At 71.8% G+C, this 13,004-nt stretch carries 10 protein-coding genes and 1 pseudogene; 3 read left to right on the plus strand and 8 right to left on the minus strand.

Annotation, left to right across the window (positions count from 1 at the left end; translation table 11 throughout):
- Positions 1-43 precede the first annotated feature (43 nt).
- Both AB0F88_RS12570 and AB0F88_RS12575 read right to left on the minus strand, forming a co-directional pair.
- Positions 44-691, minus strand: coding sequence for a response regulator transcription factor (locus AB0F88_RS12570; RefSeq protein WP_362681401.1), 648 nt, complete (start codon positions 689-691; stop codon positions 44-46).
- On the minus strand, positions 682-2,148 hold the full coding sequence (locus AB0F88_RS12575) for a sensor histidine kinase (RefSeq protein ID WP_362681404.1): 1,467 nt from the start codon (positions 2,146-2,148) through the stop codon (positions 682-684). The genes AB0F88_RS12570 and AB0F88_RS12575 overlap by 10 nt, the downstream gene beginning before the upstream one ends.
- A gap of 330 nt (positions 2,149-2,478) precedes the next feature.
- On the opposite strand from AB0F88_RS12575, the gene AB0F88_RS12580 reads away from it, so the two are divergent.
- On the plus strand, positions 2,479-3,105 hold the full coding sequence (locus AB0F88_RS12580; RefSeq protein ID WP_362681406.1) for a hypothetical protein: 627 nt from the start codon (positions 2,479-2,481) through the stop codon (positions 3,103-3,105).
- Here the strand turns inward: AB0F88_RS12580 and AB0F88_RS12585 are convergent.
- From AB0F88_RS12585 to AB0F88_RS12610, 6 genes are all read right to left on the minus strand, one after another.
- Complete coding sequence (locus AB0F88_RS12585) at positions 3,085-4,230, minus strand: carboxylesterase family protein (RefSeq protein ID WP_362681409.1); 1,146 nt, start codon at positions 4,228-4,230, stop codon at positions 3,085-3,087. The two genes, AB0F88_RS12580 and AB0F88_RS12585, sit on opposite strands and share 21 nt — an antisense overlap.
- Positions 4,231-4,525: 295 nt before the next feature.
- A complete protein-coding gene (locus AB0F88_RS12590; protein WP_362681412.1) occupies positions 4,526-5,908 on the minus strand; it encodes an ATP-binding protein in 1,383 nt (460 codons plus the stop codon).
- A gap of 270 nt (positions 5,909-6,178) precedes the next feature.
- The gene (locus AB0F88_RS12595) at positions 6,179-6,790 is read right to left on the minus strand and encodes an FMN reductase (protein ID WP_362681415.1); all 612 of its coding nucleotides are present in this window, start codon (positions 6,788-6,790) and stop codon (positions 6,179-6,181) included.
- On the minus strand, positions 6,787-7,869 hold the full coding sequence (locus AB0F88_RS12600; RefSeq protein WP_362681418.1) for a CE1758 family FMN-dependent luciferase-like monooxygenase: 1,083 nt from the start codon (positions 7,867-7,869) through the stop codon (positions 6,787-6,789). Before AB0F88_RS12600 ends, AB0F88_RS12595 begins: the two co-directional genes overlap by 4 nt.
- Before the next feature lie 110 nt (positions 7,870-7,979).
- Positions 7,980-8,540, minus strand: a complete 561-nt coding sequence (locus AB0F88_RS12605) for an NAD(P)H-dependent oxidoreductase (RefSeq protein WP_362681421.1) — start codon at positions 8,538-8,540, stop codon at positions 7,980-7,982.
- A 160-nt stretch (positions 8,541-8,700) separates the two neighbouring features.
- Entirely contained in the window at positions 8,701-10,803 is a 2,103-nt protein-coding gene (locus AB0F88_RS12610) for a BTAD domain-containing putative transcriptional regulator (protein WP_362681424.1), read from the minus strand.
- 439 nt (positions 10,804-11,242) lie between these two features.
- On the opposite strand from AB0F88_RS12610, the pseudogene rnc reads away from it, so the two are divergent.
- Both rnc and AB0F88_RS12620 read left to right on the plus strand, forming a co-directional pair.
- Positions 11,243-11,896, plus strand: a pseudogene (gene rnc, locus AB0F88_RS12615) (ribonuclease III); the annotation flags it as partial.
- Between the two features lie 685 nt (positions 11,897-12,581).
- The gene (locus tag AB0F88_RS12620; RefSeq protein WP_362681427.1) at positions 12,582-12,716 is read left to right on the plus strand and encodes a hypothetical protein; all 135 of its coding nucleotides are present in this window, start codon (positions 12,582-12,584) and stop codon (positions 12,714-12,716) included.
- Positions 12,717-13,004: the final 288 nt, after the last annotated feature.

Raw genomic sequence — 13,004 nt, forward strand, 5'->3', positions numbered from 1 at the left:
ACCCACCCGGGGACGGTTAACCGTCCCCCGCGACCACGGCAGGCTAGGTGTTGAGGTAACGCAGGACGGCGAGCACCCGGCGGTGGTCGTCGGCGCTCGCCCGCAGCCCGAGCTTGGCGAAGATGCTCGTGCAGTGCTTCTCCACGGTCCGCTCGGCGATGCCGATCCGTTCCGCGACGGCCTGGTTGGTGCGGCCCTCGGCCATCAGCGCGAGGACCTCTCGCTCGCGGCCGGTGAGCGCGCGCAACGGGTCGTCGGCGCGGTCGTGCCGGCCGACCAGCTGGTCGACGACGATCGGGTCGAACGCCGAACCGCCGCCGCCCACCTGCCGGACCGACGCCGCGAACCCCGCCAGGTCGGACACCCTGTCCTTGAGCAGGTAGCCGACACCGTGGGCGCCGTCGTCGAGCAGTTCGACGGTGTAGCTGACCCGTACATATTGGGATAAGACGAGCACCCCGGTGCCGGGATGGCGCCGGCGGATCTCCCGGGCCGCCCGCAGCCCCTCATCGGTCTGGGTGGGGGGCAGGCGGATGTCGACGATGGCCACGTCCGGGCGGTGCCGCGCCACCTCGGTCAGCAGCGCCGTGGAGTCGGCGACGGCCGACACGACGTCGAAGCCGCTCTCGGCCAGTAGCCGGGCGAGCCCCTCGCGCAGCAGCATGTTGTCCTCGGCGATGACTACCCGCATGGCAGCACCGCCTGGACCAGGGTGCCGTCACCGGCGGGGCTGTGCGTCCTGAGGGTTCCGCCGGTGGCCGCCACCCGGTCGGCGAGCCCGCGCAACCCGGATCCGCGGGCCGGGTCGGCCCCGCCGCGGCCGTCGTCGGATATCTCGACCAGCAACCGCCCGCCCCGGTGCTCGACGCGCACCCGTGCCTCCCGCGCGCCGGCGTGCTTGGTGATATTGGCCACCGCCTCGGCGACCACGTAGTACGCCGTCGTCTCGATCTCCGCCGGCAACGGCGCCGGGATCTCGAACGACAGCCGCAGGGGCACCGGTGCGAGCGCGGCCAGCTCCCGGACGGCACCGCGCAGGCCGCGCTCGGTCAGCATCGGCGGGTGGATGCCCTGCGACAGGGCCCGCAACTCGTCGAGAACGGCCAGTGTGGTGGTCTTCGCCTCGCCGACGAGCGCCCGCGCCTGGTCCGGATGGGTGGTCAGCCTCGACTCCGCCAGGCCGAGCGTCATGGGGATGGACAGGAGCCGTTGCTGCACGCCGTCGTGCAGGTCCCGCTCCAGCCGCCGGCGTTCCGTCTCGGCCGCGCGCAGAACCTGGCCACGCGACTCGGCGAGCTGGTGCAGCCCCGCCCTCAGCTCGGCGGTCAGCCGCTCGTTCGACAGGGCCAGCGCGGCCGCGGCGCAGGCGGCCTCGACCAGCTCGGGGTCGTCCAGCAACACCGGATCGTGCACCAGCAGCGCGAGCGGAGCGCCGTCGTGGTCGACGCGTGTCGCCACGCGGTCGCCGCCGTCCGGCAGGGGCAGGACCCGGCCGTCGACGTCCACGTACCGGCTCGACTCCGGCGTCCAGTACCCGACCTGCAGGGTCGGGTCGTGGAGGACCCCGGCCAGGGCTCGCTGGATGCCCGTCGGCCGCGAGACGCCGCGAAGGTGGACGACCAGCCCGGCGATCCCGCCACGGTCGATGCGCCGCCGCAGGAGACCGCCCACGTACGCCAGCGGGACGGCGGCGAGTGCCGTCTGCATCACCGGTGTCAGACCCTGTACCGCCACACCGGCGATCACCACCGGCTTGAGCGCCACGAACAGCGCCGTCGCCACCACGGCGGCGGCGAACACGGGATTGAGCGACCGGCGCCTTGTCACGGTGCTGTCACGCCACCGGCTCACCTGCAGGCCCATCACGGCCAGGCCGCTCAGCACGGCGCCCGCCGCCGCGGCGCCCTGGACCACCGCGCTCGGCGCGAGCCCGGTCGTGCCCAGCACCGCGACACCGGCCACGCTCAGGTACGCCGTTCCGACGACGGCGCGCGGCAGCCGCGCGCCGAGGCGCCCGGTGGGAAACGCCACCACCAGATGCGCGAGCACCGCCGCCCACGTGCCCGCCAGCGCCGTAAGGACACCGCCCGCCGCCGCCGGCAGGGGCGCGAACCTGGCGAGGAGCCAGAGCAGGCCAACAACGATCATCAACGGCCCGATCCGGTTGCGAGGCCGTACGCGGATGGCGACCAGACCGGCTCCGACGAAGGCCGCGGCGACACCCGCCGCCGTGACGGCGATGACCGTCCCACTCGCCGGAACAGCCGAAACGGGATCCACGAGGTCGGTGACGGCGACGATAGGGACCTCCGATCCGTGGCCGGCCCGGAACCGGGCCGGGCGCGAGACCCCCGAGGGGCCCCGGGGCCGCCGGGGCCGCGGCCGTTGCCACTCGCTCCAGGGTATCGCCCGGACCACGTCTCCAAGATCGGCTATGACGCGTTGACGGCGGGGTTCTGGCGATGTGACGATTCGCCGATGCCCGATCTCCACGCCCGGATGGCCTCCCTGACCGGTGACCTCACCGCGGCCGTGGTCACGCGTTGCTCGGCGGAGGTGCCGTTCTACGGGGCGCTGCCGCGCCGGACCCTCGACGGCGAGGTGACCCGGTCGATCCTGGCGGTGCACGGCCTGCTGCTGCGGGGACTGCGTGACGACGGCGCGATGGGCCCGGGTGACCTGACCCGGCTCATCGAGTGGTCGGCGCGCCGGGCCGAGGAACGCGTGCCCCTGGAGGCGGCGATCGCCGCCTACCTGATCGGCGCCGACGTGTGGTGGCAGGCACTGACCGAGGTCGCGGAGCCCGAGGAGCCGGCCGGGGCGGGTGCGAGCCTGCTCGCCTGCCTGCGCGCGGCCATGCCCGCCGTCGTGCTCGCCCACCTGCAAGCCCGGGAGGACATCCACAGCGAGGACAAGCGGATACGGCGGGCCCTGCTGACCGCTCTGCTCGCCGGCCGGCCGTACGAGGAAGCGGCGGAGGCGGCGCGGGTCGTGGTGGCCGGCGAGCACGAGGTCGTGGCGTTCGCGTTCGCGTCGAACCCGCCCGCCCGGCCTCTATCGCCTCGACGACGTGCTGCTGGAGTATCAGCTCGCGCGTCCGGGTGACGGGCTGGTCCGGCTGGCGGCCAAGCTCGATCCGCTGGAGGAGCTCTCGCCGAGGATCTCCCCGGGTCCGGCCCCCGGCCGGGTGGCCCGGTACAGCCGCGCCACCGGCCCCGGGATCCGGAACCTCAGCAGCGCCAGCCGCAGGGTGAGACCGCTGATCCGGTCCACCGTCCCGTTCGGCACGAACCACAACCGGTACTCCTCCCGGTTGGAGCCCAGCAGCAGGTCGACCTCGGGCGGCGGGGGGTCGGCGGGCACCACGTCGCCGTCGGCCACGATGTGGAAACCGGGCCCGCCGCCTATGGGGTCGGCCCTGCCGACCACCGTGGCCTGCGCGTCCAGCAGCCGCTCGCGATCCACCGCCGCGAACGCCTCGGCCGTGGCCGGCACCCGCAGCGCCTTCGCCATCGATTTCACGATCTTCGCGCCCTCGCCGCGCGGCACCGTGTGCGGCGGGCCGCTCTGCAGGATCGCCCGGTGGAACAGGCCGGCCGCGCGGGGACTGGTCATCAGGGCCGCGATGCAGATGGCTCCGGCGGACTCCCCGCACACGGTGACGTTGCCCGGGTCCCCGCCGAAGGCGGCGATGTTCTCCCTGACCCAGGTCAGGGCCGCGATCTGGTCGAGCGGGCCGCGGTTGCCGGGCGCGTCGGGGAAGACGCCGAACCCCTCGACCCCGAGCCGGTAGTTGATCGAGACGAGGACCACGCCGTCGCGCGCGAAGGCCCGCCCGTCGTAGAGCGGCAGGCTCGCCGAGCCGTTGCGCATCGAGCCCCCGTGGATCCAGACCATCACCGGCAGCCGTTCCTCACCGGCGGCCGGGGCCCAAACGTTGAGGTTGAGACACTCGTCGCCGGGGATGTCCGGGTCGGGGATCAGCCGGTCGAGAGGCGGCCGGTAGGGCCTCTTGGGGGCGGTCGGCCCGTACTCCAGCGCGTCGCGCACCCCCTCCCACGGCTCGACGGGGGCCGGGGCGCGAAAACGGCGGGCGCCGAAGGGCGGGGCGGCGTAGGGGACGCCGGGGCGGCGCCCACGCCGGCCGGGGCGGACAGGACGAGGGCGAGGACGAGCGAGATCAGCGGGACGAGCGGCTTTCTCCACAGCACGGCGAACTCCTGACGCCACGGTGAACCGGAGGTTTCGTCCGGCTCACACCTTGTTTGATCGCACATCCTGAAGGAGGAATCGACGGCCGTCTCTGCGCAATCGCGGCAATCACCGACGCTGGAGTTCGTGTGATGTTCCGACCGCGCCGGGACCGCCCGGCGGCGCGGGCCGGCTCGGCGGGGTGACGGGGCCTGGAGATCAGACGGCTCGGCGGGGTGACGGGGCCTGGAGATCAGACGACTCGGCGGTGTCGCGGGGCCTGGAGATCAGACGACTCGGCGGTGTCGCGGGGCCTGGAGATCAGACGACTCGGCTACGAGGAGTCGCGAATCCGTTCCCTGACGTCGTCACCCGGCGCCGCCTTGTGGAGGCGCAGGACGAAGCGTGCGCCGCCGGAGGGCGAGGTTCCGACCTGGAGCGTCCCGTCGTGGGCGTGGGCGATGCTACGGGCGATGGCGAGGCCGAGGCCCGTGCCCCCGCGGTCGCGGCTGCGGGCCGCGTCCAGCCGGGCGAACCGTTCGAAGATCCGTCCCCGGTCGGCCTCGGCGACGCCTTCCCCGTCGTCGTCGACGATGACCTCGGCGCCCTCGCCGTTCGCCCGCACCTCGACGACCACCGTCTCCCTGGCGTGCCGCTCGGCGTTGTCCAGCAGGTTGGTGACGGCGCGGCCGATCTGGCCGGGCACGACGTCGATGGGCACTTCCGGGGCGAGGACGAGTCGCACCTTCTGCGTATCCGCTCGCCGCGAGACCTCCGCCCGTACCAGCGTCGCCAGATCGACCCTTTCCCGGAGCTTGGGCGGGCTGCACTCGATCTTGGCCAGCAGGAGCAGGTCGGTGATGATCGACTGCAGCCGGTCGAGGTCGGACAGCGAGTGCGTGAGCAGATCGTTCAGGTCGGTCTCGCCGGGGTGCAGCCGAGCCTCCTCCAGCTGGACGCGAAGCCCGGCGAGGGGGGTGCGCAGCTCGTGGGAGGCGTCGGCGGTGAACTGCCGCTGACGTTCCATGGCACCCTCCAGGCGGGCCAGCGTGCGGTTGACGCTGTCGGCCAGCTCGTGGATCTCGTCATCGCCGGGCGACACGGGCACCCGGCGATCGAGGGAGTTCGCGTTGATCTCGTCGAGTTCGGTGCGAACGGCGGTCACCGGCTTGAGGGACACGGTGACGATCCGGTGGCCGATGTAGGTGATGGTGCCGGCGAGCACCGCCATGCCCCCGATGACCGCCGTGGCCAGCCACGGATCGACCAGTGGGGAGACCGTGGGAGAGGCACTGTAGACGATCCACTTCTCTCCCCCCCGATGGGCCCACTGCGCGACCACGATGTCGCATTCGCCGATGAGGAAGTCACCGCCGCACACGACGGAGGTGGAGACGTTCATGCCGTCGGGGGTGAACGTCGCCATGGGCGGTTTGCCGTACAGGCCCGGGGTCGAGGCGACGACCTTGCCCTTCGAGTCGACGACCTGCAGGTTGCGGGACCGGCGCTGCGCCAGGGGGTAATCCAGCTGGTTCCGCTCTATCTGCACGGCCACGCGGCCGCCGGCGGCGGTGATCTCCTCGATGAGAGAGTCGGTGACGAAACGGTTGATCGAGAACATGAGCATCGTGGCCACCAGTGAGCACAGCAAAAGGGCCACCACACCGGTGAACAGAGTGATGCGGGTTGTGATCGAGCTTCGCCGTCTTGTGCTCATCCTCCGGTTCCCCCTGGCCAGTGGACCATATGGGCCACCCGGCCCTGTGAGGGGGGGTGCGCATCGGCGCCTCCGGCGGAGCCCGGGCGGCACCCGGATGGCCGTCTCCCGCGCCCTCCCGGGCCGGAAACGCTCACCGGGCGGCGGGAGGGGAGCCCGCCTCACCTTCGTCGGGGCACACGGGCCGCGGCCGGGCACGGGCGGGCACGGGCGGGCACGGCCGGTCACCGGGGAAGGCGAGCGCGGCCGGTCACGGGGAGAGCAGGTCGCTCACGGGGAGAGCAGGTCGCTGAAGGGGGCCGGGGACTCGAAGGGGTCGTCGAAGGCGGGCGGGTCGCGGCGGTCGACCTCGCGGGCGAGTTCGGCGGCCGCTCGATCGACCCGTCTCGCCAGGGGCGCCTCGGTGCCCTCGGCGGCGCCCCAGTCCTCGGGACCGGCGAAGACCCCGGTCGGGACGACCACGGCCCGCAGATAGGAGAAGAGCGGCCGCAGCCCGTGTTCGAGCACCAGCGAGTGCCTCGCCGTGCCGCCGGTCGCGGCGATCAGCACGGGTTTGCCGATCAGCGCGGTGTCGTCGAGCACGTCGACGAACATCTTGAACAGCCCGTTGTACGACGTGGTGAAGGTCGGCGTCACCGCGATCAGCCCGTCGGCGCGGGCGACCTTCTCGAGCACCCGCTCCAGCTCTTCCGACGGGTATCCGACGATCAGGTTGTTGACCAGGTCGTGGCCGTGGTCGCGTACCTCGATCGTCTCGACGTCCACCTCCGCGCCGAGCCGTTCCAGCTCGCGTCGCGTCGCCTCGGCCAGCCGGTCGGCGAGCAACCGCGTGGACGAGGGTTGCCGCAGGCCGGCGGCCACCACCGCGATGGTGCGCCTCAACGTCCGGCCTCCTTCGCCGCCTTCAGGGAGGCGTGCGTGGGCGCGTCCGGCACGTGCGCGGGCCGGACGGCGGCGAACTCCTTCCGGAGCACCTGAGCGATCTCCCCGAGCTGTTCGATCTGCTCCAGCACGACCGCGCGCGGCACCCCCAGCGCGTCGACGTTGAAGAGTTGCCGCTGGTAGTCGCCGCCGGCGAACTCCCGGAACTCCATCGTCCGCTCGATCACCTGCTGCGGGCTGCCGACCAGCAGGGCGGTGTCCCGCGCCGTCTCCTCCAGCGACGGCCCGCCGCCGTAGACCGGCGAGGCGTCGTAGTACGGGCGGAACTCGCGGATCGCGTCCTGCGAGTTCTTCCGGACGTACAGCTGGGCGGCGAGACCGACGATCGCCTGGTCCGCCGGGCCGTGGCCGTAGTGCTCGAACCGCCGGCGGTACAGGCCTACCATCTGCCGGACGTGCCGCTTCGGCCAGAGCACGTTGTTGTGGAAGAACCCGTCACCGTAGTACGCGGCCTGCTCGGCGATCTCGGGGCTGCGGATCGAGCCGTGCCAGACGAACGGCGGTACGCCGTCCAGTGGCCGCGGCGTCGAGGTGAATCCCTGCAGCGGCGTACGGAACCGGCCCTCCCAGTCGACGACCTCCTCCTGCCAGAGCCTGCGCAGCAGCGCGTAGTTCTCGACGGCGAGGGCGATCCCGTCCCGGATGTCCTTGCCGAACCAGGGATAGACCGGCCCGGTGTTGCCCCTGCCCATCATCAGGTCGACCCGGCCGTCGGCCAGGTGCTGCAGCATCGCGTAGTCCTCGGCGATCTTCACCGGGTCGTTGGTGGTGATCAGCGTGGTCGAGGTCGACAGGATGATCCGGTTCGTCCGGGCGGCGACGTGGCCCAGGATCGTGGTCGGCGACGAGGGCATGAACGGCGGGTTGTGGTGCTCGCCGATCGCGAAGACGTCGAGCCCGACCTGCTCGGCCAGCTCGGCGTACTCCAGTACCGCCTTGATCCGCTCACGCTCCGTGACGGGGTGGCCGGTGACCGGGTCACCGACCACGTCCCCCACCCCGAAGATCCCGATTTGCATTTCATCCCCGTTTTTCAGCATTTGTTATTGATCGATCCCCGGTGCGGCCCCGCTCCCCAGGCGGTACCGGCCGGCCGGGAACACCGCGACTCCCGTCGAGGTGCCTCGGATCACGCCGCCCTGACCGTCGCGAGGGCGTTGCTCCAGGAGACGACCTGGTCGAGCATCGCGTCGACCGACGCGACGTGGTACTCGGCGGGGGCGAACTCGGTGTAGTTCCTGAAGTCCGTCATCAGCGACAGCGCGACCTGGGCGCGCACGGTGGCGACCTTCAGCTCGGCCATCACCAGGCGCAGGTGCTCGACGGCGCGGGCGCCGCCGACGGAGCCGTAGCTGACGAAGCCGGCCGCCTTGTCGTTCCACTCCGCGAACAGGAAGTCGATGGCGTTCTTCAGCGCGCCGGAGGTGGAGTGGTTGTACTCGGGCGTGACGAAGACGAAACCGTCGAACGACGCGATCTTCTCCGCCCAGGCCAGCGTGTGCGGCCTGCTGTAGCGACCGATCGACGGCGGGAGCTCCTCGTCCAGGTGCGGGAGCTTGAAGTCGGCGATGTCGACCAGCTCGAACTCGGCGTCACCGCGCCGTCCGGCGATGTCGAGCACCCACCTGGCCACGGACTCGCCGACACGGCCGGGACGGGTGCTTCCGATGATGATCGCGATCTTGGGCATGAGGTCCCCTCAGAGGTTTCGCGCGGACATCCCGCGCCGACGGCGGAGATTCCGCGCCGGCTCTGAGCCTGGTACCTCGGCGTGCATTTTTTGTTCACGTTTTGTGCAGGGGCGGCCGCTTGTGCAGGGGCGGCCGCCCCTCCCCGCAGGCGGAACGCGCCTACCCGGCTTGACGGCGGACGGGCTCTCCCCGGCCCGCCCGACCGATCATGTCGGCCAGCCACCGTGCCGGCGCCTCGCCGATCCCGGCGGCCTGCGCGGCGGTCTCCCGCAGGTTCTCCCACTCGTCCCGCATCCAGGCCCGGGCCGTCCCGGCACCGTCGAACTCCACCCCGGCCTCTCCCCCGGCCTCTCCGGGGACGAGACCGGGAACGAGGCCGGGAACGAGGCCGGGGTCGGTGGCCAGCAGGGCGTTGCGCAGCGTGGCCGCGTAGAACCGCGTCAGCCTGGCCAGCGCGGCGTGGCAGGCGGCCTCGCCCTCCTCGAGCAACGCCCGGGAGCGGGCGTACTTGCGAATCGGGTTGTGGAAACGGTAGCGCTCGCCGGCGGTCTCCACGAGGTGAACATCGGCGAGCGACTCCAGCAGGCTCTCGGTCTTGTGCTGCGCCAGATCGAGCACGGCCGCCGCCGCGCTCAGCGAGAAGTCGGCCGCCTGTGACACGGCCAGGAGCCGGAGCGCCCGGACCTGGTTCCTGGGCAGGGCGCGCACCGCGGACTCGTACCTGCCCTCGATCACCCCGCACTCCTCGAACCCCCACTCCGGGTGGTGACCGCGGGCACCCAGCCTTCTCACCGCGGTCGCCAGGCTCCAGTCCGGCCGCGACGCCAGGCGGGCCCCGACCATGTGGACCACCTGCGGCAGTCCCGCGGTGAACTCGTACAGGCGACGGGCCTCGCCGGGTTCCGCCCGGATCCGTGCCGCGCCCAGCATCCGCTCCAGCAACGCGCGTGCCTCCGGCTCCGAGAACGGGTCGAGCTTGGTCCAGCGCGCGTGGGACAGCCCGAACAGCCGCCGCTGGGCGGTGACGACGACCGCCGCCCCGCCGGCGCCGGGCAGGAGCGGCCGCACCTGGTCCGCGTCGCGCGCGTCGTCCAGCACCACCAGCGACCGGCGGCCGATGGTCAGCGACCGCCAGAGCGCGGCACGCTCACCGGAGGACTCCGGGGGTGCCTCGACCCCGGCCGCGCACAGCAGGACCGCGAGAGGGTCCCCCGGCGCGCCCAGGTCGACGAAGAACTGGCCGTCCGGGAACTCGCCGGCCAGCCTGTGCCCGAGGTGGACCGCCAAAGTGGTCTTGCCGATGCCGGGGAGCCCGGCGATACCGATCACCGGCACCTGCGTGTCGGAGGCCTCCAGCATCCCGGCCAGCCGGCGCACCTCGCCGGACCTTCCGGTGAACTCCGGCAGGTCCGGCGGCAGTGATCTGAGTGATCTGGGAGTCTCGATCGCCCCGGCCCCGGCGTGCCGTGGCCCCGCCACCGCCGGGCCGTCCCGCCCCGGTGTGTCCAGCGAGGGATCCGAGGCCAGGATCCGCCGCTGCATCTCCCGCAACTCCGGCCCCGGATCGAGGCCCAGCTCGTCGGCCAGCAACCGCTGCGTCTCCTGGAACAGCGCGAGCGCGTCCGCCTTCCGTCCCGACCGGTACAACGCCAGCATGAGCAGCTCGCGGGGCCGTTCCCGCAGAGGCTGTTCGATCACCATCGACGCCAGCGAGGGACCGGCCTCCGCGTGCCGGCCCAGCCGGAGGTCGGCGGCGGCCAGATCCTCGATCGCCGAGAACCGGAGCTCGATCAGCCGGGTGCGCTCGTTCTCGGGGTACCCGCCCGGCACGCCCGCCAGCGGGGTGCCCTTCCAGAGCCCGAGGGCGGCGCGCAGCTCGGCCGCCTCGGTCTCGTGGTCACCGATCCGCCGGGCGTCGTGAGCGGCCCTGATCCTCCGCTGGAAGTCGGCGAGATCGAGGGCCCCGGCCGTCACCGGCAACGCGTAGCCACCGGCCACGGACTCGATCACCACGGCCGCCGAACCGTCCTCCAGGACCCTGCGGAGCCGCGAGACGTAGGACCGGATCATCCCCGCCGCGGCGGACGGCGGCTCCTCACCCCAGATCGCCGAGATCAGCTGGTCCTGCGACGTCACCGCGCCCTCGCGCAGCAGCAGGACCCCGAGGATCGCACGCTGCTGGGGGGCGCCGAGGTCGATCTCGACCTCCCCGCGCCACGCCCGGACCGGTCCGAGCAGTTCCCACCGCAGACCCGCGGTCACCGCGCGCTCATCTCGCAGACCACCTGAGTGATGAACTCGGTACGTGGACACGCCGCCTCCCGTGAGTCCGCATGCGAATAGTGATGACACCGCCGCGCCCCGGCGGCACACGGCCCCCATAGAACGTCCTGGCCAGCGCTTATCATCCGCCCGTACGCCGGTGGACGTGAAACGCCGGAGCGGTCCGTGTTCGTCGTGGGTGGCAAACGACGCGCTCGCAAAAACGTATCGGGTGCGGACGATGGAACGCTCTCGCCGAAGCAGTCGCCCGACCGGGGACCGATACGGAGTTGTCCCCATCACCCCGTTCTACGATGTGATGCACAACACAGGTGGCTTCTTCCCCGTCCTAGGAGATCGCAACGTGGCAGACAGCGAGACGCGCCCCGCCCTCGGCGAAGACACTCCACCACCGGCCGTTGAATCGACCAGGAACGAGCTGGAGCGCCTCCTTCTGGTGCGCCTTGACGTCGCCATCCTGGAGCGGGCGCTGACGCACCGCTCCTACGCGTACGAGAACGGCGGACTGCCGACCAACGAGCGCCTGGAGTTCCTCGGCGACTCGGTGCTCGGCCTGGTCGTCACCGACACCCTCTACCGCAACCACCCGGACCTGCCCGAGGGGCAGCTGGCCAAGCTCAGGGCCGCGGTGGTCAACATGCGCGCCCTCGCCGACGTGGCCCGCTCGCTGGGCCTGGGCCGCTTCCTGCGGCTGGGCCGGGGTGAGGAGGGTACGGGGGGCCGCGACAAGTCCTCGATCCTCGCCGACACCCTCGAGGCGCTCATCGGCGCGGTCTACGTGAACAGGGGCCTGGACGAGGCTTTCCGCGTCGTTCACCTGCTCTTCGACCCGCTCATCACCCGATCCGCCTCGCTCGGCGCCGGGCTCGACTGGAAGACCTCCCTGCAGGAGCTCACCGCGTCCGAGTCGCTCGGCGTGCCCGAATACCATGTCGAGGAGAGCGGTCCCGACCACGCCAAGTCCTTCACCGCGGTCGTCCGCGTCGGCGGCGAGGCGTACGGCTCGGGGTCCGGATGGTCGAAGAAGGAAGCCGAGCAGCGGGCCGCCGAAGCCGCGTGGGCTTCCCTGCGAGAGCGCCGGACCGAGGACGACCACGTTTTGCGGCACTCGCCGCCGCTGCCGGCCGCGGAGCGGCAACGACCGGCGATGGAGGTCGCGCTGCGCGATGCGACCGGAAACCACGCGAAGTACGGCTTGGCGAGGAATCCGGAGCTCATGCCCGTAACGATCTATCTCGCGGATGAGTCCGGCAGCCTCGCGGTGGAGGATGCCGCAAGGGAACTCTTTCGCGCGTTCGGCCTTGACGAGGTCGGGCGCGAGCCGGCCGTCCGCGGTTCGTGGCTCCAGTCGATCTTCACTCGAGGTCGGGAGCTGGCCACTTCCGAGACCGGGAAAGAGATCGGCAGCGAACTGCGGCGAGCTGCGGAACTGCATGGGATACATGCGGTTCAGGCCGAGGTCGACGAGAAGAAGTGCGCCGCGGCCGCCGGGCTGATCACGGCTCTCGAGGGCCAGCCGCGAGCCGCCGTCATGATCGGATCGATCCTGATGCTCAAGGACGGTGAGATGCTCACCGTCCGAGAGCTCACCCAGCGGGAACTGATCCACCTAGAGCGCAATCCGTTGTTGCTTCGGGACCCGGGCGCCCTCCTCCTCGCCCTCCAAGGCATTCCCCATGAGGAGCCGCCCGGTATCGAGGGAGTGTCTTGACCAGGCGACAGGCGCCCACGGGGGCAAGGTCCGTGATGTTCCTCTCATGAGGAAGGTCGTCAAGGACGTGCGGGCGGCTCCCGGCAGTGCGGTGCGCCGTGTCATCCGGCGCCTTCGCGTCAACGGCGTAAACCTGGTCGAAAGTCTTCTCGTCGGCGTCGACCGTGCTGTCACCGGGTAGATCCCGGCGTTGTCGACCAGGATGTCGATGCCCCCGCCGAGAACCGGCATCGCCTCCCGCGCCAGGGCGTGCGAGGCCTCGGCGCTTCCGTCCAGATCCGCCTTCACGAAGTCGGCCCGGCCACCGCGCGCGGATACCGTCGACGACCTGTCCGCCCCGCTCGGCGCTGCGGCCGAACATGATCACGTGCGCACCCTCGGCGGAGAACGCCTCCGCGACCGCCCGGCCGATGTTGCTGGTCGATCACCGGGCCGGAAAAAGTGTCTGCACGAAGCCGTCGGCGCCCCG

This window comes from Streptosporangium sp. NPDC023963 (genome assembly GCF_040639135.1).
Taxonomy (GTDB): domain Bacteria; phylum Actinomycetota; class Actinomycetes; order Streptosporangiales; family Streptosporangiaceae; genus Streptosporangium.